Source organism: Aeromonas sp. ASNIH1, assembly GCF_002934285.1.
Taxonomy (GTDB): Bacteria; Pseudomonadota; Gammaproteobacteria; order Enterobacterales; family Aeromonadaceae; genus Aeromonas; species Aeromonas caviae.
Map to the genome: position 1 here is coordinate 174,513 of NZ_CP026228.1, position 20,439 is coordinate 194,951.

Annotated in this window: 14 protein-coding genes; 6 read left to right on the top strand and 8 right to left on the bottom strand. The window is 59.7% G+C overall.

The annotated features are described in order from the left end of the window. Nucleotides 1-179: 179 nt before the first annotated feature. Complete coding sequence (locus C2U37_RS00780; RefSeq protein ID WP_041214736.1) at nucleotides 180-407, bottom strand: hypothetical protein; 228 nt, start codon at nucleotides 405-407, stop codon at nucleotides 180-182. 634 nt (nucleotides 408-1,041) lie between these two features. On the opposite strand from C2U37_RS00780, the gene C2U37_RS00785 reads away from it, so the two are divergent. The 3 genes from C2U37_RS00785 to C2U37_RS00795 are packed head-to-tail and all read left to right on the top strand — an operon-like array spanning nucleotide 1,042 to nucleotide 5,017. Next, nucleotides 1,042-2,580: an OmpA family protein gene (locus tag C2U37_RS00785; protein WP_102948768.1), complete on the top strand. Its 1,539-nt coding sequence runs from the start codon at nucleotides 1,042-1,044 to the stop codon at nucleotides 2,578-2,580. A 17-nt stretch (nucleotides 2,581-2,597) separates the two neighbouring features. Then, nucleotides 2,598-4,181, top strand: a complete 1,584-nt coding sequence (locus C2U37_RS00790; RefSeq protein ID WP_102948769.1) for a hypothetical protein — start codon at nucleotides 2,598-2,600, stop codon at nucleotides 4,179-4,181. A 2-nt stretch (nucleotides 4,182-4,183) separates the two neighbouring features. Continuing rightward, entirely contained in the window at nucleotides 4,184-5,017 is an 834-nt protein-coding gene (locus C2U37_RS00795) for a hypothetical protein (RefSeq protein WP_102948770.1), read from the top strand. Nucleotides 5,018-5,630: 613 nt separating this feature from the next. Here the strand turns inward: C2U37_RS00795 and C2U37_RS00805 are convergent. Beyond that, nucleotides 5,631-6,581 carry a transposase gene (locus C2U37_RS00805; RefSeq protein WP_102948772.1) on the bottom strand — a complete coding sequence of 317 codons (951 nt, stop codon included), beginning with the start codon at nucleotides 6,579-6,581 and terminating at the stop codon, nucleotides 5,631-5,633. 134 nt (nucleotides 6,582-6,715) lie between these two features. Then, the gene (locus C2U37_RS00810) at nucleotides 6,716-6,931 is read right to left on the bottom strand and encodes a hypothetical protein (RefSeq protein WP_102948773.1); all 216 of its coding nucleotides are present in this window, start codon (nucleotides 6,929-6,931) and stop codon (nucleotides 6,716-6,718) included. 623 nt (nucleotides 6,932-7,554) lie between these two features. On the opposite strand from C2U37_RS00810, the gene C2U37_RS24510 reads away from it, so the two are divergent. Then, entirely contained in the window at nucleotides 7,555-8,796 is a 1,242-nt protein-coding gene (locus C2U37_RS24510) for a TIR domain-containing protein (protein ID WP_158656223.1), read from the top strand. Between the two features lie 132 nt (nucleotides 8,797-8,928). Here C2U37_RS24510 and C2U37_RS00815 read toward each other — a convergent pair whose 3' ends face one another. From C2U37_RS00815 to C2U37_RS00825, 3 genes are all read right to left on the bottom strand, one after another. Then, the gene (locus C2U37_RS00815; RefSeq protein ID WP_104451718.1) at nucleotides 8,929-11,334 is read right to left on the bottom strand and encodes a YgiQ family radical SAM protein; all 2,406 of its coding nucleotides are present in this window, start codon (nucleotides 11,332-11,334) and stop codon (nucleotides 8,929-8,931) included. 196 nt (nucleotides 11,335-11,530) lie between these two features. Continuing rightward, nucleotides 11,531-14,683: an efflux RND transporter permease subunit gene (locus C2U37_RS00820; protein WP_104451719.1), complete on the bottom strand. Its 3,153-nt coding sequence runs from the start codon at nucleotides 14,681-14,683 to the stop codon at nucleotides 11,531-11,533. Then, on the bottom strand, nucleotides 14,683-15,735 hold the full coding sequence (locus tag C2U37_RS00825; RefSeq protein ID WP_199770496.1) for an efflux RND transporter periplasmic adaptor subunit: 1,053 nt from the start codon (nucleotides 15,733-15,735) through the stop codon (nucleotides 14,683-14,685). The genes C2U37_RS00820 and C2U37_RS00825 overlap by 1 nt, the downstream gene beginning before the upstream one ends. Nucleotides 15,736-15,945: 210 nt before the next feature. Between C2U37_RS00825 and C2U37_RS00830 the strand changes: the two genes are divergently transcribed. Next, complete coding sequence (locus C2U37_RS00830) at nucleotides 15,946-17,502, top strand: sensor domain-containing diguanylate cyclase (RefSeq protein WP_167292757.1); 1,557 nt, start codon at nucleotides 15,946-15,948, stop codon at nucleotides 17,500-17,502. Between the two features lie 34 nt (nucleotides 17,503-17,536). After that, a complete protein-coding gene (rssA, locus tag C2U37_RS00835; protein ID WP_041213338.1) occupies nucleotides 17,537-18,406 on the top strand; it encodes a patatin-like phospholipase RssA in 870 nt (289 codons plus the stop codon). 65 nt (nucleotides 18,407-18,471) lie between these two features. Here the strand turns inward: rssA and C2U37_RS00840 are convergent, their stop codons facing one another. Both C2U37_RS00840 and C2U37_RS00845 read right to left on the bottom strand, forming a co-directional pair. Beyond that, nucleotides 18,472-19,833: a sodium-dependent transporter gene (locus tag C2U37_RS00840; RefSeq protein ID WP_104451722.1), complete on the bottom strand. Its 1,362-nt coding sequence runs from the start codon at nucleotides 19,831-19,833 to the stop codon at nucleotides 18,472-18,474. A 195-nt stretch (nucleotides 19,834-20,028) separates the two neighbouring features. Beyond that, on the bottom strand, nucleotides 20,029-20,295 hold the full coding sequence (locus tag C2U37_RS00845) for a helix-turn-helix domain-containing protein (RefSeq protein WP_010673503.1): 267 nt from the start codon (nucleotides 20,293-20,295) through the stop codon (nucleotides 20,029-20,031). Nucleotides 20,296-20,439 lie beyond the last annotated feature (144 nt).

Sequence of the window (20,439 nt, forward strand, 5' to 3'; positions counted from 1 at the left end):
TGATGCAATGCGGCATCGCCCCGCGACACCCTGGCCACCTTCCTCCATCGCAGCAAACCCCGGCGGCGCTTGAGCGGCAAACCGCGATAGCAAAACAGGCAGGGCGACAACAGTCGCCCTGCCTGTTACACCCGCACACACCACCGCACTCGGGCGATTGGCGCTCTTCTCACGTCGAGTTACTCTGCCGATCCGGCCTGCTCTTTGGCATCCCGCCACTTGCCAATCCTGGCGCCCAGCTCGGCGCAAAGCATGGCGCTGACCATGGCACCTATCATCCGGGTCATATCCGACATCTCTGTTGCAACCGGAAGCAGGGGCACGATCAGGTTAAAGGCGATGAGCCCCATCACCAGCCCGAGCCCGCTGCCAATCTTCTCTCTTCGGGATCGCGTTGTTATCGCCATCTGATTGCTCCTGACCAAACCCTTTCGACAATATTATCAAACAATGCGTTCAACAGAGGTCTTGCAATGCTTCGAACTGCCTGTGCCCCACTCTATAAACTGTTATCAGACATATTTATCGACAATTAATCCATTATATAAACGGGCTGCCAGACGTTATTCTGCCCATGAACATTATTTCGCCAGCACTGTCAGTGGGGGCGACCACATACTTCCCCCAACAGCCCTCATCCTCAATAGCGATAATCGGCCTGCGCCTTTCACAAACCACAAGAGCGTCGCCATATCGCTCTTTGTGTTCAGCGTCGGGGAGATGGGCAAAGATATTGGAAAGTCGATGTTTTTCCTATGGTTGCATCACTTTTCCACTCGCATGATCAGGTTCGTTTGGCTTATCATAGCCACTCGATACCTATTGAACCGCATAGATAATTGCCTCTTCTGACACTCAGGACATATCAGACACAGCCGCTTGCGAGAATGAGCACGCCTGGCGCCGATATTAAACATCAGCCCGCGTTAATATCTCTTATATCAGCAATTGTCGATATTTCACTCCACCCGAAGACGCTTTTCTCTGGCCTCACTGGTATGTCTGAATCTCGCTATTAAATATAAATGGCAAGGAATCGCTATGGATAAATCGTTTCGTCTTGCACCTCTCAGCTGTGTATTGATTGCCGCCGTGGGTTGCAGCTCTCAGCAGATGCAGAATTTCAAATCCACGGTCAATGATATCGGCAAGGATTACGGCATGCCGGTGCTTTGTGGGGCTGGCATGATTGCAGGAGGGGCTGCGGGCTACGCCATCAACGGGAAAAAAGGGGCTGTCGCGGGGGTTGCCCTCGGTGGGGCGCTGGGCTGCGCAGCAGGCTATATGTGGCAGTCCAGGCTACAAGAGCTTGACCGGATAGCAAAGGAAGAGAATCTCAACATCGCGACCGAGAAACTGACCGTTGCCGAGCCAGCCGCAGTGACCGGTGTCCCTCAGGACGCCGGCCTTGTGGCCCAGATCCCCGATTCCGGCATGTTCTCGAGTGGTTCTGCCCAGCTCACAGAAAGCGGCCTGCGCGTGGTCACGAAACTGGCCCAGCTCTATGCCAAACCCGCAGCCGTAGACGCCTCGGATCAGCGCCGTATCCTCCTCGTCGGCCACAGTGACGCCACCGGCCCTGCAGAACTCAATCTGCGACTCTCCGAGCAACGTGCGCGAGCCGTCGGCAAGGTTCTGGTCGCATCGGGGATCCCGGCCTCTTCCATTTACTATCAAGGCGCGGGTTCTTCGCGTCCCATCGCAGACAACAGCGACCCCTTGCTTCGCGGTCAGAATCGCCGGGTCGAAATTGTAGAACTGGCGAACGAGCAGGCTCTGGTCATGCGGGCCCAATCAGAAGAGAACAACACCCGCTATCTGCGTTACGGGGCTTCCGATACCGCCAAGCCTCGTGTGGCTGCGACCAAACCGGCGGCTCAGTCCGCAAGCGGTTCAAGCAAGGTGGCGGCCACGTCGCAAACCGCCCCTCACCAACCCGCCGCCAAGCAGAGTGCCTCAAACACCAGCACGACCAAGGCCCTGCCCAATGCCAAGGCCGCAGTGGACTTCGGCGGCAAGCCTGCCGGCACCTATCAGTGGAACATGGCCCAGAACATCAAACCCAAGGCGAGTGGTTTTGCACTGATCAGCAGCGCATACGCAAGCGACATGCCGATGTCGAGCTGTGAGGCAGATAAGCCACGCAGTGCAGGCCAGGTACTGAGCATGGCAGACGACAAGCCTCTCCCGCGCCATGCCACCAAGGAGTACATGCCCGGCTATAACAATCGCGTCTGGGCCAATACCGTCAACGGCCACCTGGTGACTGTCTCTCCGGTTTCCATCTTGCGTGACAACGCCCAGGTCGATCGTCAACCGATCCTGCAAGTCGTTCAGGGTTACAAATCCTCGAATCAGAAGAAGCCCCAGACCCTCAAGGCGGTGGCCAACACCTATGAGGGCGAGAGTGAGGTGCTATACCGCGTCTTCACCAGCGATCCCAAGGCGTCGGTGTCCTGCATGGACCTCGTGTTCAGCAAAGGCAACGCCAAGGTCAGCCAGGGAGCCCTGTTCTATCCGGCAGGTTCCGAGGCTTATGTGGCTTCGTACCTGCCCATTCCCGCCACCCATTCCAAATAAGAAAACGGAGAAACTTAGTGGAAGACTTTTCTTTGGCAGCGCTCAAGACGCTGATCCTCGCCAACCAGATGCTGACCGTTGGCATTGTTTCATTCCTCGTCAGCGCCGTGGTGGTGTGGCGGCATTGGGAGCATGTTTCCTACTTCCTGATCCGGGTATGGCACAGCCTGCCGCTGATCGGCACAGTGGCCCGTCTCGCCCGCAAGCCGGCCTCGGTCGATGGCGATGGCTGGATCAACCATGAAGTGACCCTGTCGAATGTGTACTACCGCGAATACAAGAAGCATTTAAAGGGGACAGATGCCTACAACGCCTCCCTCGACTACCTTGCCAAGGCAGGAGAGGCCGGCCGCTCCCCGCGCCCGGCGTGGGTGCTTGCTCTGGTGCTGGTGCTGGTGCTGGTCGAGGCAATGGGCTTTGCCTACGTGCTGGCAGGCTGGATGAACATGGATGCCTCCACCAATGACCGCCACCTGCTGGCAGCCGCGACGGCTCTGCTGCTCGCCGTTGCATCCGCATTCCTGGCTGAAGTGGCCGGACACTCCCTGCATCACAACAGCCTGATCGCCCGGGCGCGCCACTGGTGGCAAGGGGAAGAGCCCTCAAAACGCTCCCGTACCCTCAAGGCAAACAAGGCCATCAATCTGGAAGACTCCTTCTCGGACTCTGACAAACCTGACTACGAGCAGCTGCTGGCACGCCTGAAAGACGTGAATTCAGGCGTCAGCCGCAAGTTTGTCTGGCTGATTGTCTGTGCTTCGTTTGTTGCCTGCATGGCAGTGGGCGCCTTCGTGGTGCGTTCAGCCACCCTCGACAGCATCGAAACCGAGATGGTCAACAACATGCGCGCCGAAACAACGGCACAGAGTGACAGCAGCATGGGGTCGCCGTTTGATCTGCCGGAAGAGTCTCAAGCCATCAACAACGAGGCGGAAGAGGCCACCATCGAAGACAAGATGCAGGCCATCCGTGAGGCCAGCCTGACCACCTACGTCATGCTGTCGCTCATCTACATCGCCATCCAGGGGATCAGCATCTGGCTTGCCAGCAAATACCACTTTGCGGGCACCCATTCCAAAACAGCCTGGCGTCTGACACACGAATACGCGACCGCCGAAGAGATGCTGGACGCGATGGACCAGCAACGCACCGCCATTGCCAGCCATGCCGATGACAAGCTCCGCCGCTTGCAGACCCTGTTGTCGAGCCGTGACCATACCAACTCGGGTGTGCTGGGGGCGCTGGAAGGGGAGAAATCCGCCCATCGCAATTTCCTGGCCTTTATCGAGTACAAGGCAGGCACCGTGCCGCCCAAGCCGGCCCCCCAGGTCGCACCGGCAGTGCAAGCCGAGCCGGCACCCGCCGTACAACCGGCTGTTGCGCAGGTAGAGGCGGCTCTCCCGCCCACCACTGACGCCCCCGGCCAGACCGGCGCTGCCGTCAAGGCCGCCGATTTCCATGATGTCACTGGCCTGCCCGAAGAGAGTCTGGCAGCAGCCAGCCGCGCACTGGGGGTGGACGAAGCGCAGTTGCGTGATATCCGTGAACAGCAGATGGCCCTCAAGACCCTGGGCCTCTTTCCCACCAAGCAGAGTGCCTAATCGTGAAGATCACCCAGGTATTGCTACTGGCGTTGACGCTGCCTTGTGCAGCGTTGGCGGCCGAGCGTAACGACATACAGAGCTGCTATGAACGCAATGGCCTGACCGACATCAAACCTGCGGGCACCGGTCGCGAACTGGTGGTCATCATCGACCAGACCATTCCGATGCCTGACGATCTGCAACGCAGCAGTTGGGGGCAGATCGAGCGGTTCGTGCAGGCTGGCGATCGCGTCAAGCTCTATACCTTCTCCGCCTTCTTGCCTGGCGAATACCTTCGCCTGGCCTACGCGGGGCAACTGGATATGCCGCTGGAAGGGGAGATCCGGGACGATGTCAGCATGCGCAAATTGCGCGGCCTGGACACCTGCCTGACGACGCAGACCAAGGTCTTTCGTAACGGCTTTGGCAAACAGTTCGTGAAAGCACTGCGTGATGCCCGCCAGGACATCCCCAAGAGCGAGATCATGAACTCGCTGCGCAAGGTGGGTGACGATATGAAGGCCGAGCAAGGCGTCAATGACCGCGTCGTGTTCCTCATTTCGGACATGCTGGAGCACTCCGATTACACCAGCTTCTATGCCACCAACAAGATCAAGCAGCTCAATGTCGGTGACGAGCTCAAGCAGGCCAAGAGCAAGGGGCTGTTTGCCGATCTGCAAGGCGCTCGCGTCTACGTCACGGGCGCCGGGCTGGTAACCGACGCGGTGAAACACGCCTATCGTTCCGGCAAGACCATGGATGCACTCGGTGACTTCTGGTCACAGTACTTCGAGCACTCCCATGCCACCCTGGTGAACTTCGGCGCCCCCAGCCTGAGCATGGATTTGCAATAACCGTCACCTTCACAGGCAGAGCCCGCGCTTCTGCCCATCACACAAGGGCGACCAACTGGTCGCCCTTGTTATTTATTGCCAACGCTGCCCCCATTCGAGATATCGGCCAACCCGCCCCTTGGCATCAGGTTTGGTCATGCGAGCCAAAGGTGGATCCCCATATTTGCCGACTCTCGTAAAAGATCCCCAAGAGACGTCGTCATCTCCCCCCTTCTCCATGGACCGAGCAAGATAAGCTCCCTTTTTATTTGGGACAGCCATCTTTGTGTACGGATTGTTCCATTGGAGGAACCATATCACCCACTCTGTTTCACTGATGCAAAAATCACCTGCTCAAGCAACACCCACGGTGTCGCCGCATTGTGAGAAAGGGCCTGTTGACAAAGGACCGATAGCCCCTCTTCCCCAACCCGCCTTATCAGGACTGCCATCTTTTGGAGAAAGCCCTCATCCAGCGCCCAGCACAACTTGTCATCCAGCATGTGCGATGGCATTTGTGAAACTCGGGGATTAAAGAGAGTGTCTTGGCATCGATGACGCCAATTCAGATGCGATCACACCGGTGGTGAGCTGGCGCTATACCGGACGTTGTTATGACGCGAGTATTCTTCACTCAAAGGGATGGTTGATGACACCGTCGCTGGCCACAGTGCCAGGCAAACTGCTGACAATGCTCTTTGTCACCCACCACTCTGATGCCCTGGCGCCGAAACAGCGTCACTTGCTTGAGCCAGCGCACCTCGTCCAACCCCAGCCGCACCAGGATGGGGGCAAGAGAAGCCGGGATATGGCCCCGTTTGTCCACTCGGATGGCGCGACCTGTCCAGTCCACCAGCATCAGGTAATCCGCAAAGGTATATGGCAGGCTATCGGGTCGCGCGTCGTGCGCGAATGGCAACAGCAACGGCGGCAATGGGGCGGCGGACTGCTCGCCATCGAGACGCTGCTTGAGGCTGGTGTAATCGCTCTGTTCAGGCCGGTCGGACAATCCCGCTCGTATAGGATTGAGATCAACATAGGCCATGCAGGCCAGCAGGGCTGATTCGGTGAGCAAGGCCTGGCTCTTGAAGCGCCCTTCCCAGAAATGGCCCTTGCAACCATCTTCCCGATTGGCCTGCCGAGCCAGGGTTTCATTGAGCAGCCGCACAAACCAGCTGATGGAATGCAGGCGCTCCCGCCACTGTCCTATCAGTTGTTGCACCACAGCCAGTTCGGGCTCAATCAGGGACTCCCCCTGATACCAGCGTCGCACCAGCAGCGGCCACTGGAACAGCGCCTCCCAACGCTCGGCCACCTCTCGCTCGCTCCAATTGGCAGCGGTATCCGGCTCGACCTTGAGCACCAGATGATAGTGATTGCTCATCACTGCATAGGCACACACACCGATGGCAAACAGTCGCGACAATTGGCCCAACTTGTCGACCACCCACTGGCGCCGATGCTCGTAACTCTGGCCGGAGTGGGCATCTTCCCCGCACAGAAACGCCCGCCGCACACAGCGACTGACCACATGATAGTAAGGCGTATCCTGCAAACTGATTTGACGTGAACGGGCAATGGTCATGGCTCACCCCCTGGGCAGTGACACCTCAAGCCAAGTACAGGGCTACGCCGCTGTCAAAAAGGTGGGTGTCCCAGATTTCCATCCTACCCCCTGGCCAGGTGACAGCCGTTTGCCGGGTGACTCAGGAAATCCCGTCAAGATGGCTCCCGGCGCTCCAGCCACTTGCCCACTCTGGCCCCCAGCTCGGCGCAGAGCAGGGCCGTCACGGCGGCCCAGAGCATCTGGTTGCCATCAAAACCCGCCTGCTTTTCAAACAAGAAAGGCGCCAGCAGATTGAAGCCGATAATCCCGAGCAGCAGGCCAAGGCCGCTGCCCACCTTCTCCCTGCGGGATCGCACCTTTAGCGCCATCTGATTGCTCCTGTTGAGATGAGATAAGGGACACCTATCGCCCCTGCCGATCTACCCGGCAAGATAACAAAGCCTCCCCCGATAGGGGCAGCCATCTTTTGGGGGAATGAACATAGCCACATATACCCCTTTCAAATCCATTTGCTGATCCAGTTCAAAAAACGATGAGATTCTGATGGTTACATCATTCCATGGCTCGCCTAGCCAGTTTCGTTTGGCTTACCATAGCCATCCAGAACCTGTTGAGCTGTGATGGGTTGCTGCCATCGTCGGTCACGGTCAATAGAGCATATTGGAAGCTGTAATCCACGGGCGGTAGCGTGGGAGTTGGTTGCGTTACGCCCCATACAGAAAGGTGGGTGTCCCAGAACTCCCTAAGGCTCGCTTGTGTAGTTTCGTTTGTCTTACAGTGGCTATCTGGAACCTGTTGAACTGCGATGGGTCACTGCCCTCGCTGGTCAATGGAGCATATTGGAAGCTGTAATCCATGGGCAGTAGCGTGGGATTTGGTGGCGTTACGCCCCATACAGAAAGGTGGGTACAGAAAGGTGGGTGTCCCAGAATCCCCCAATATTAATTATATCAAATGCATTAAATTATTTTTATCTTAAGGGATGAGATGTATGAGACGTATCATATTTTATTCATGGCAGTCTGATATACCATCAAGGTTAAATAGAAACATTATAGAAGATGCTTTAAATAGAGCGCTTAAAGCCATAAGAAGAGATGAAACAGAAAGTCTAGAACCAGTTTTGGACCGAGATACATCAGGAGTCCCAGGCTCCCCATCCATTAGTGATACCATTTTTAAAAAAATCTCATCTGCTGACATTTTTGTTGCTGATGTCACCATCATAAATAAAAACAGCGACAATAAAAAAACACCCAACCCGAATGTATTAATTGAGTTGGGCTTTGCCATATCTCAATTAGGATGGGATAGGATCATTCTTATTCAAAACTCTCACTTCGGGGGACCAGAGGATCTTCCTTTCGATCTAAGAGGAAGACGCGTTGTAACATATAGTTTTTCCTCTGAGGAGGAGAGCAAAGCTGATATTAGAGGAATTTTACAAGGCCGACTCGAGTCTGCATTGAAGTCTGCATTGAGTGATTCTAGCTTCGGAACATTACCTACTGGTCCAAATGCGCCTATATGGTGGGGAGAGTGGCTCAATAATAATCCCGGAAGAAGCTTCGGGGGTAAAGTTTTCATAAGAGAAACTACATCGAGTGGTTTTTTATTTGATATGATGGTTTTTAGTGGGTCTCACACGGGGCAAATAACTGCTGAAGCACTTTATGTATCTAGGGATATGGCTTATGCAAAAATAAACAATGGTGAAGGGGATGATTATGGAGAAATAAGTTTCAAACGTCGAATTATTGACGGGAAAAAATTTTTATCTGTAGAGGAAACGGCTAGTTGTTCCAATCATAGGGGAATGGGTGTAGTTTTTAGTGGCGAGTTCCAGTGGTCTAGCGATCATCTCTTTGACTTAGGATTTATAAATGAACTTGAGTTGGAAAGAATTTATAGCCTTTTAGGGAATTACTATACCGCTTTTAAAACTAGAATGGAAGGAATTGGTGAATGTGATAACTTAGATACGTTCTCTGCCAAAGTATTTCGTGGTGGCGTACGAGGCTTGTACACTTATATGGAAGGTATTGTTATGTGTGCACCCCATGGGGGTCTATGGGTAGCATTTTTGGATGATAATGATGTCAAATATTTTACAAATGACATAAATTGGAAAACAAGAATACCAAAAAGTATAGAGGCTTGGAGAGATAGATTTAAAGACAAAGAAGTAAAATTCATTTCAGATGTACAAGCTTTACCAGATAATACCCTCTAAACATGATTTTAGTTATAGCTTTGTGCATTAAGTAATTTGTTTTCAATCCCATTTATTGAACTACGAAAACAAATATAAAAAGGCGACCATTCGGTCGCCTTTTTATTTCCATCGCTTTACCGTCAGGAAAACTCACCGAGCCGGTCGCTTGGCACCATTGCCTTTGGCCGCTGGCTTGCCGCCCTGAGTGGCAGGTTTGGCTCCCGGCTTGGCAGAGCCGACGCGGGTCGGGGCCTTGCCCTTGTGGGCGGGTTTGCCGGCTGGTTTACCCTGGCTTGCGCCCTGAGCGGCGGGCTTGCCGTTACCCGAGCCTTTTTGGAGCTGAGAGCCAACCGGTTTGCCATTGCCCGCCTTGCCGCCATGTTTGCTGGCTGCAGAGGCATTGGCTGCACCAGCCTCGCTGCGGGCGGCCTTGTTGCCCGCCCCGTTGCTGCGCTGATGGGTGATGGCGCTGTGGCGGGTCAACGCGGGCTTGAGGCCCTTGCTGCGGCTGCGCTCGGCTTTGGCTTCTCCGCGACCTTCCGGCGGCACCAGGCAGTCGGGGGCGTTGCCGATGAGGTGACCCTTGCCCATCTCCAGCAGGGCTTCGCGGATCATCGGCCAGCCGGCCGGATCGTGATAGCGCAGCAGTGCCTTGTGCAGGCGACGGCGACGCTCCCCTTTCACCACGAACACGTCCCCGCCCTGGCGGCTCACCTTGTTGAGGGGGTTTTTCTCGGTGTAATACATGGTGGTGGCGTTGGCGAGCGGCGACGGGTAGAAGTTCTGCACCTGATCGAGCTTGAAGCGGTTGGACTTGATCCAGAGCGCCATGTTCACCATGTCTTCATCCGTGGTGCCCGGGTGGGCGGAGATGAAGTAGGGGATCAGGTACTGCTGCTTGCCCGCCTCTTTGGAATACTTGTCGAACAGCTCCTTGAAGCTGTAGTAGCTGCCCATGCCCGGCTTCATCATCTTGGAGAGCGGGCCCTCCTCGGTGTGTTCCGGCGCGATCTTGAGGTAGCCGCCGACGTGGTACTTGGCCAGCTCCTTGATATAGCGCGGATCTTCCACCGCGATGTCGTAACGCACCCCGGAGGCGATCAGGATCTTCTTGATGCCCTTGAGGTCACGCGCCTTGCGATAGAGGTTGATGGTCGGGCTGTGGTCGGTATCCATGTGCGGGCAGATGGTCGGCCAGACGCAGGAGGCACGGCGACAGGTCTGCTCGGCCTTGGGGCTCTTGCAGCGCAACTTGTACATGTTGGCCGTGGGGCCGCCCAGATCCGAGATGACACCGGTAAAGCCCGGCACCTTGTCGCGGATCTCTTCGATTTCTTTCAGGATCGACTCTTCCGAGCGGCTCTGGATGATGCGCCCCTCGTGCTCGGTGATGGAGCAGAAGGAGCAGCCGCCAAAGCAGCCGCGCATGATGTTGACCGAGGTCTTGATCATGTCGTAGGCCGGGATCTTCTCGTTGCCATAGGCCGGGTGCGGCACCCGCTGATACGGCAGGCCGAACACCCCGTCCATCTCGTCGGTTTCGAGCGGGAAGGCAGGCGGGTTGACCCAGATGATGCGATCGCCGTGGGCCTGGGAGAGCGCGCGGGCGCAGCCCGGGTTGGTCTCGTGGTGCAGGATGCGGGACGCATGGGCGTAGAGCACCTTGTCCTCCTTCACCCGCTCGAACGCCGGCAGCTTGACGTAGGTCTTCTCCCATGGCTTTTGCTTAGGCGGCTGCACCAGGATGGGCTTGGCCTCCTGCTCCACCGGTGCGGTGCCTTCGTCGTCCGCGCAGGGGGCCCCTTCCATATAGGGGTTGGGGATGGGATCGATGCGGCCAATCTGGTCGAGCTTGCTCGAATCCACCCCGCGCCAGCCCGGCAGCGGTTCCTTGCGGATCACGGCGGTGCCGCGAATGTCCTGCATGGTGTCGATGGTCTCGCCGCCTGCGATGCGGTGAGCCACCTCCACCAGCGGCCGCTCGGCGTTGCCGTAGATGAGGATGTCGGCCTTGGCGTCGATCAGGATGGAGCGGCGGATGGTCTCGGACCAGTAGTCGTAATGGGCAATGCGGCGCAGGGATGCCTCGATGCCGCCGATGACCACCGGCACCTCTTTATAGGCCTCTTTGCAGCGCTGGGTATAGACCAGGGTGGCGCGATCCGGCCGCTTGCCGCCCACATCCCCCGGGGTGTAGGCGTCGTCGTGGCGCAGTTTCTTGTCGGCGGTGTAGCGGTTGATCATGGAGTCCATATTGCCCGCAGTGACACCATAAAACAGGTTCGGCTTGCCCAGGCGCATGAAGTCATCTTTCGATGACCAGTCCGGCTGGGCGATGATGCCGACCCGAAAACCCTGGGATTCGAGCATGCGACCGATCACCGCCATGCCGAAGCTCGGGTGATCCACGTAGGCGTCGCCTGTCACCAGCACGATGTCGCAGCTGTCCCAGCCGAGCTTGTCCATCTCCGCGCGGGACATGGGCAGGAAGGGCGCCGTGCCATAGCACTCGGCCCAGTAACGGGGATAGGAGAAGAGGTTGGTAACCGGCTGCATTTTGACCACCTGGAACAATTCGGGTCGCGCATTATACCGGCAGAGCAAGGCGGGGGCGACGGCTTTTTGCCCCTACAGAACGCGAGGGGAAGGGGCGCCTTCGAGCGGGCGCGACAGGTTGGCGTGACAGACTCGGATCTCATCAACAAGCAGGGCGCCCATTGGCGCCCTGCTTGCTGTCATCCGGGTCGGCACGCTAGGCCGCCGGTTTGTCACGCCCCTCGGGGGCCACCGCCCCCGGCACCGTGGAGGGACTGGCCGGGATTGCCGTGGCCAGTACCTCGTCCACCAGTCGGTCCCGCGCTCCCGTCATCCCCGCGCGTCTGGCGATCAGGTGATAGATGGCGGGCACCACCAGCAGGGTCACCAGGGTCGCCAAGGACAAGCCGAAGAAGACCACGGTCCCCACGGCCATCCGGCTCTCGTACCCCGCCCCCATGGAGAGCATCAGGGGCACGGCGCCGATGATGGCGGTGAGCGAGGTCATCAAGATGGGGCGCAAGCGGCGCACCGACCCCTTGATGATCGCCTCCTCGAACCCTTCACCCCGCTGGCGCAGCTGGTTGATGAACTCGACGATGAGGATGCCATTCTTGGTCACCATGCCGATGAGCATGATCATGCCTATCTGGCTGTAGATGCTGAGCTCCTGCCCCGTGAGCCAGAGGCCGAGCAGGCCGCCGAAGATGCCGAGCGGCACCGTCATCATCACCACCGCCGGGGTCAGCAGGCTCTCGAACTGGGCCACCAGCACCAGATAGACCACCAGCAGGGCCAGGCCGAACACCAGTGCCATCTCCCCCTGGTTGTCGCGATAGTCCTTGGACTCGCCGGCATAATCCACCGACATGCCGGTGGGCAGGTGATCCGCGGCCCAGCCATCCAGGAAGTCGAGCGCCTCCCCCAGGGTGTGGCCGGGGGCCACGTCCGCGGTGAGGGTGACCGCCTTCTGGCGCTGGTAGTGGTTGAGGCGCTGGGGGCTCGCCACCTGGGTGACGGTCGCCAGGGTGGAGAGGCTCACCATCTCGCCGCTCGCGGCCTTCAAATAGATGCGGCTGATGTCGGAGATGCCGTTGAACTGGGTCTGGTTGGCGCGCAGGTAGACATCATACTCTTCGCCCCTGTCCACATAGGTGGTCTGGCTGACGCCGCCGAGCAGGGCCTGCAGGGAGCTTGCGATGGTGGAGACCGGAATGCCGAGCTGAGTGGCTCGCTCCCGCTCTATGGTCACCTGCAGCTCCGGGGTCTTCTCGGCATAGTCGAGATCCGGGCTCTGCATCAGCCCGCTCCGGGCCGCCGCCTCCTTGAGTGCCAGCCCCTGCTGATTGAGCTCGCCGTAATCGGAGCCTTGCAGCACGAACTGTACCGCCGCGGTGGAGCCGCCTCTGAACCCCGGCTGGAAGGTGCGGATCATCACGTCGGGGATGCCGGCGAGGCGGCCGCTCAGGGAGCGGCCAAACTCGGTGGCCGTTTCGTCCCGCACCGCCCAGTCACTGAGCTGGATGATGGCCATGCCGGTCTGATCGCCGCCGCGCCCGAAGGCCGGGGTGCTGAAGCTCATGGCCTGCACCACCCCCTTGCCGAGCAGCGGCAGGATGGCGGCCTCCACCTGCTGCATGTTGCGCTTCATCCGCTCGATGCTGGTGCCCTCCGCCCCTTTCACGAACACATAGAGCACGCCCCTGTCCTCGATCGGGGTGAGGCTCGCGGGCAGCTTGCCAAAGAGGGCGCCAATGCCGCCGAGGCAGAGCAGCAACACCAGGGGCATCCAGACGGCGCGGCGCAGCACGGCCCCCAGCACGCGGCGATAACGCTCCTCCACCCAGCCAAGTCCCTTGTCCAGGGTGGCGGTCAGGGCGTTGGGCTTGTCCACGGCACGCATCAGCCAGGAGCCCATGGCCGGGGTCAGGGTGAGCGCCACCAGGGAGGAGAAGAGCACGGCCAGGGAGAGCAGGATGGCGAACTCGGTGAAGAGGCGCCCCACCATGCCGTCCATGAAGGCGATGGGCACGAACACCATCACCAGCACGGCGGTGGTGGCGATGACGGCAAAGCCCACCTCCCGGGTGCCGTGCCAGGCCGCCATCAAGGGGGACTCGCCCCGTTGCAGGTGGTGGTGGATGTTCTCCACCACCACGATGGCGTCATCCACCACCAGGCCGATGGCGAGGATGAGGGCCAGCAAGGTGATGAGGTTGATGGAAAAGCCCAGATACCAGGCACCGATGAAGGCCGAAATCAGGGAGACGGGCACCGTGATGGCGGGGATGAGCGTGGTGCGCCCCTGCCCGAGGAAGAGATAGAGCACGGCCACCACCAGCAGAGCGCAGATGGCGAGTGTCTCGTATACCTCGTCGATGGCCTGCTTGATGAAGATGGTGGAGTCGTAGTCGACCTCAAGGGTGGCCCCCTCCGGCAGGAAGCGCTGCATCTCCACGAGCTTCTTCTCGATGCCCTGGGCCACCGCCAGGGGGTTGGCTGTGGATTGAGCGACGATGCCAATCCCCAGGCTCTCGCGGCCGTTGCGCTGATAGGCGCTGTCTTCGTTCTTGGCCCCCACCTCCACATCCGCAATGTCCGCCAGATAGATGCTCTGACCATTGGTGGCGGTTTTGACCGGCAGGGTGCGAAAATCTTCCGCACTGTGATAGAGCCGTGCGATCTGCACCGCCATGGTCATGGTGTTGTTGCGGATCTCGCCGCCCGGCAGCTCGATGTTCTCCCGCTTGAGGGCATCCTGCACGTCGGCCACCGTGATGCCGCGGGCCGCCATGTCGGCGGGGCGCAGCCGCACGTACATCACCTGGGTCAGGTCCCCGGAGAGAGACACCTCGCTCACTCCATCCACCAGGCTCAAGGGGTCCACCAGCATGCGATTGGCGTAATCCGTCATGGCGGTACGGTCCATCTGGGTGCTGCTGAAGTTGAGCCAGATGGCCACATCCCCGTTGCCGTTGTCCTTGGTCACCATGGGCTCGTCCGCCCCGTCTGGCAGCTTGGGTCTGGCCCGGGAGATGGCGTCACGCACGTCGGAGGTGCCCTCCAGCATGTTCCAGCCGAGCTTGAACTCCACCGTGATGGAGGAGCGCCCCTTGCGGGTCACCGAGTTGATGTTCTTGATGCCGCTGATGCCGGAGAGCTGATCCTCGATGGGCTTGGTGACCTGGCTCTCCATCACCTCGGGGGCCGCTCCCTCATAGGTGGTGGTGATGGAAACGGACGGGGTCTGCACATCCGGCATCTCCCGCACGGTGAGTTTGCTGAAGGCCACCAGGCCGAACACGGTGAGCAGGGCGCTGATGACCACCGCCACCAGGGGACGGCGTACTGAGATATCGGAGAGCCACATCAGCCTTTCACCTCGCCCAGATCACGTACCTGGGCGCCGTCGCGCAGATTGACCAGCCCCTCCACCGCGATGCGATCGCCGACGTTCAACCCCTTGAGCACCCAGACGGCCTCGCCATGGGTGTCGCCAAGCTCCACCGGCACCCGCTTCACCCGTCCGTCCGCCTCCAGGCGATAGACGAAGCGCTGCTCGCCGGCGTACTCCACCGACTGGGCGGGGATCAGGGTCATCTTCTGGGGTGGCAGAGAGAGATCCACGTTCATCAGCATGCCGGGACGCAGCTGGCCACCGGTGTTGGGCAGGATGACGCGGGCCTTGATGTTCTGGGTGTCGCTGGAGATCCGGCTGTCGAGGGTCTCCAGCACGCCGGAAAAGGATTGATCCGGCCAGGCCGAGCTGGTTGCCGTCACCGCCATGCCGGGGCGCAGCAGGGAGAGGTAGCGCTCGGGCACCGCCAGATCGAGCCGCAGTTTTGCCAGCTCGTCCAGATGCAAGAGCACGTCGCCGCTGTTGACCAGGGCTCCTTCGCTGAGATCGATAAGGCTGACGGTGCCGTCGAAGGGGGCGGCCAGGGTGCGCAGGGAAAGCTCGTAACGGGCCGCATCGACCCGGGCCAGGGCCTGGGCAACAGTCGCCTCCTGCCCCTCCAGCTCCGAGGTGGTGACGGCGCCTCGCGCCACCAGCTTGCGCATGTCCCGCAGCTTGCGAGCCTCGTCGCGCACGCTGGCGCTCTGCTCGGCCAGCTCCGCCTGCTGCTTGCCCGCATCCAGGGCGATCAGGGTCTGCCCCTGTTTGACCTGCTGGCCGGAGCTCACCGCGATGGTGGCAATGCGACCGGTCACCTCGGGACTGATGGCCACGGAGCGATTGGCCGCAAGCTTGCTCACCAGCTTGATGGAGGGCTCGGCCAGACTCTGCCTGACGGTTTCGGCCCTGATGTTGATCTCTCTTGGTGCAGGCTTGCTGGCGGGTTCAGCCTGCCGCAGATGCCAGGCGCCCGCCGCCAGCAATAGAAGAAGAGGGAAAAGCCACAGCCACACGCGCGTTTTCATCACAAGATCCATGCAGTCAAAGAGAGAGGAAGAAGAGATAGCTTCATCAAGGATGGCACCATGTTACCCCCTGACTATGCCGTGACTATGTATAAATGTGACAAAACGTAACAGTCCGGTGAGAAGATCATCAAAAACGCATCTTGTCGGCACGCGCGTCAGGGTTCTGCCTTACACTGATGCCGACTCTCGCCATCTTCCGGTACGCCCATGTCCATTCCCTCCCCCGCCTTTGCCAGATACCGATTGCAGTGGCTGCTGCTGGGCCTCGGCCTGCTGCTGTTGCTGCTCGCCCTGCAACATGCGTTTCGCCAGGTTACCGAGATCAACAAGCGTGACACCATCAACGCCGCGACCCAGCTCAGCAGCCAGCACCAGCGGATGGAGACCTTCCTTGAGGCCATGCGCGGCCAGGCGGAGGAGCGCCTGCGCAGCAATCCCCAGTCCGTGCTCTCTCGCCAGCTCTATCAGGCGCTGCAATCCGACGGGGAGCACGGCATCAACCTGGATCGCATCCCCGTCGATCTGCCCCCCGCCCTCATCGGCAACCTGACCGGGCAGGGCCCGCTGCCCCACGACGGCAGCGAGCGGCAAGCCAGAATACATCTCGCCCTCAGCCTCTCCCCCTTGCTCGCCACCGCCAGCAAGCTGCTGGACAGGGACGTGGCCTGGATCTACTTCACCGGTACGGACAATTTCATCTACCTCTATCCCTGGGTGCCATCCAGCCAGTTTCGCTTCGATCCCGTGATTTACAGCAAGGCCTACTGGCAGGAGGCGATGGCCAGGTATCCCCACCTGGAGCACGCCATGCTCTCGCGCCCCTACCAGGATTTTGCCGGACGAGGGCAGATGATCACCCTCTCCCAGCCCATTACCCAGGGAGGCCAGATCATTGGCCTGCTCAGCATCGACATCCAGACCGTCACGCTGGCGCAGACCCTGCACCGCCTCGCCCCCCGGATTGGTACCCTGTTCCTGCTCAACGCCCATCAGCAGATCCTCGCCAGCAGCCAGTCCGGAACCGCGCCGCCCCCGGTCAGGACGGCGCAGTCAGCGGAATATGAGTGGCAACAGGGCGCCTTGCAGCTCGTCTATCCCATCCCGGAGACACCGCTCTCCCTCATCCATCGCATCCCGCTGCTGCCTCTGCTGCAGACGCTGTTGTGGCAATCGGCAACGGCGCTCATCACCATTCTCTGTCTGGTGGTGGCGACCGTCTCCAGCCTGCGTGCCCAGCGCCTCAACCGGCGTCTCAACTACCTGTCGCGCCACGATGCCCTGACCGGCGCCTTCAACCGCCACTACTTCGATGCCTTCGAACACCGCCAGGCTCTGGCAGGCCGCCAACGTATCGGCGCCATCATGTTTGACTGCGATCACTTCAAACAGGTCAACGACCGTTTCGGCCACGGGGTGGGCGATCAGGTCCTCATCCGTCTGGTGCAGCTCTGCCAGTCTCTGCTGACACGGGAGTGCCACCTGATCCGCTGGGGCGGCGAGGAGTTCCTGCTGCTCGTCACCGATGAAGCGATCCCTCTGGCCCCCTTGGCCGAGCGGCTTCGCCTGTGCATAGCAGAGCATCCCTGGAGCGCCATCGCGGCCGAGCTGAAGGTGACCGTCAGCCTGGGCCACTGTCGTCAATCACCGGCCATCTCCTTGCAGGAGGTGATCCGCCGCGCCGATATCGCCCTCTATCAGGCCAAGGCCAACGGCCGCAATCGCAGCGAAGCGTGGCGGGATGACGGACAGGAGAAGCCGGAGTAAGCTGGACTCCCACTTCATGTCAGGAGACGCAACTGTGTCACGAAAACCCCGTCTGGGATTGGCCCTGGGCAGCGGTGCGGCCCGAGGATGGGCCCACATCGGCATCATCCGTGCCCTGGAGCGACTGGGCGTCAAGCCGGATCTGGTGGCTGGCTGCTCCATCGGCAGCTTTGTCGGCGCCGCCTATGCCGCTGGTGAACTGGACAAGCTGGAGAGCTGGGTGCGCGGCTTCAGCCGCCTGCAGGTCATGGGGCTGCTCGATCCTGCCCTCTCCGGCGGCCTGTTTCGCGGTGACAAGGTATTTGGCATCGCCGCCGGCCATCTGGGGGATCCCGCCATCGAAAGCCTGCCGCTGCCCTTTGCCTGCGTAGCCACCGAACTCGATACCGGTCGCGAGATCTGGTTGCAGGAAGGACCGCTTCGCCAGTGCGTGCGCGCCTCCTGCGGCATGCCCGGCCTGCTCACCCCGACCCGGGTGGAGGATCGCTGGCTGGTGGACGGGGCCGTGGTCAACCCGGTCCCCATCTCCCTGGCCCGCGCCATGGGAGCCGAGGTGGTGATCGCCGTCAACCTCAACACCGACATGCACCAGCCCTGGACCGACGAACCGGACGAGCCCGTGCAGGGGGGGCTGCTCAGCCAGTGGTTGAACCGGGGCGAGCGCGAACCCAGTACCCCCGGCATGTGGGGGGTGATGACGGGCTCCATCAACATCATGCAGGAGCGCATCACCCGTGCCCGGATGGCCGGGGATCCCCCCGAGATCCAGCTCTGCCCGCGCCTTGGCAACCTCTCCATCATGGATTTCCACCGCGCGAGCGACGCCATCGACGAGGGGGAAGCCTGTGTCGAGCGCAACCTGGAGCAGCTCAAGGAGGAGCTGTCACGACTCTGCCTGATATGAAGGCATATCGGGGTAAAAGACAAAAAGAGCGCCAATAGGCGCTTTTTTGTTTCGTGCGACGCGCCTCAGAACAGCCCCAGCCCCTTGAGCATCACCACCAGGATCAGCAGCGGCGACACATAGCGGATGATGAAAAACAGGGGGCTGAGGATGGGCAGCGCCAGCTTGCCTCCATTGGTCAGCGCCGTCGTCATCCGCTCGAATCCCCATACCCAGCCCACAAAGAGGCAGAGGAAGATGCCGCCAAGGGGCATCAGCACGTTGGAAGAGACGAAGTCGAACAGATCGAAGAAGGTTTTCCCGCCAACCTGCACATCCGCCAGCGTGCTGCTCGAGAGCGCACAGGTCGAGCCGACCGCCCCCAGCACCAGCAGGTTGATCAGGGTCGCCCTTGTGCGGCTCATGTGAAAGCGCTCGGAGAGCACCGAGACCGGCACCTCCAGAATGGAGAGCATGGCCCCGGTGGCTGCAATGGCGGAGAGCACGAAGAAGAGCACCATGAAGAGGTGTCCAAAGGGGATGCTGGCAAAGACCGCGGGTATGGTGATGAACAGCAGGGAGGGGCCTGCGCTCGGCTCGAAGCCAAAGGCAAACACCGCCGGGAAGATGGCGATCCCCGCCAGCATGGAGACGAAGAGATCCGCGCACATCACCCGTACCGTGGTGAGAGGGATGTGCTGATCATCGCGAAAATAGCTGCCATAGGTCATCATGCAGCCCATCCCGATGGAGAGCTTGAAGAACGCCAGCCCCATGGCCGTCAGCACGACGCCTGCGGTCACCTTGGAGAAATCCGGCGAGAACAGGAAATGCAGTCCTTCGCTCGCCCCGGGCAGAGTCAGGCTGCGCACGCCTATCACCAGCAGCAGGATGAAGAGCAGTGGCATCAACCGCTTGGTGACCGCTTCGATCCCCCTGGAGACCCCCATCAGCAGGATGCCCCCCATCAGGGCCAGCACCAGCCACTGCCAGAGCAGACTCTGCAAGGGATCCGTGATGAGCGAATTGAAGGCAGCCCCCGTGACGGCGGGATCGGTGGAGAGGATCTCGCCGCTGGCCGCCTTGAAGATGTAGGCAAACACCCAGGCCGCCACCTCGGAGTAGAACGACATGATGAGGAAGGCCGCGCTCACCCCCATGGCGGCGATCAGCCACCAGGGTTGCCCCTTCGGAGCCAGCTTGATGAGCCCGCTGACCACATCCGTCCTGGCCTCGCGCCCCAGCATGATCTCGGAGATCATCACCGGCAATCCCACCAGCAGGGTGGCGACGACATAGACCAGCAGAAAACCGGCGCCACCGTTCTCACCGGTCAGATAGGGAAATTTCCAGATATTGCCGAGCCCGACGGCAGACCCCAGGGTCGCGGCCAGCACGCCAAAGGTGCTGGTAAACCCATCTCTGGCTTTGGTAATGGATTGGCTCATCGTTGTCTCGCTGTGTGGATCACCGCCTGAATTAAAAGGGTCGGAGTGTTCCGTGGATTAATCCAGCCCGACAAGATGATTTAGTGAAAATCGCCGCTGGCCGCACACAACGCATTATTTAATTAAATAATCATCCATTTTGACAAATAAAAAATGCCGCCTCGAGGGCGGCATTTTTATCAAGGTTGAACTGAATCAAGCCTTGGCAATATCGTCCGGACCGATCTGGCCGATTTCGGCGACTTTCTTGTCAGCCAGCAGCCAGAGGGTGAACTTGTGCAGATCGGGGTGGTGGGCCAGGGCAACCAGGAAGGCGCCTCCGACTTCACGGTAACCCAGTTCATAGTTCTTCAGGGTGGTTGGGGGGACGCCCAGCAGATCGGCAAACTTGGGACGGCTCAGGCCTACCGCTTCGCGGATCTGACGGATCTTCTTGCCAACAGTTACGATATTTGAATTCATGTGTTCCATACTCCGTTCGGCGGATTGACTCCACCTTTATTTTTCGCGACGACTCGTAGTCAAGTGTATCAGTTTTGAACGGACTCGTTATGGTCGAGCCTCTATCTATAATCAGCGTCTTTCGACGACAACCCTTCACAAACC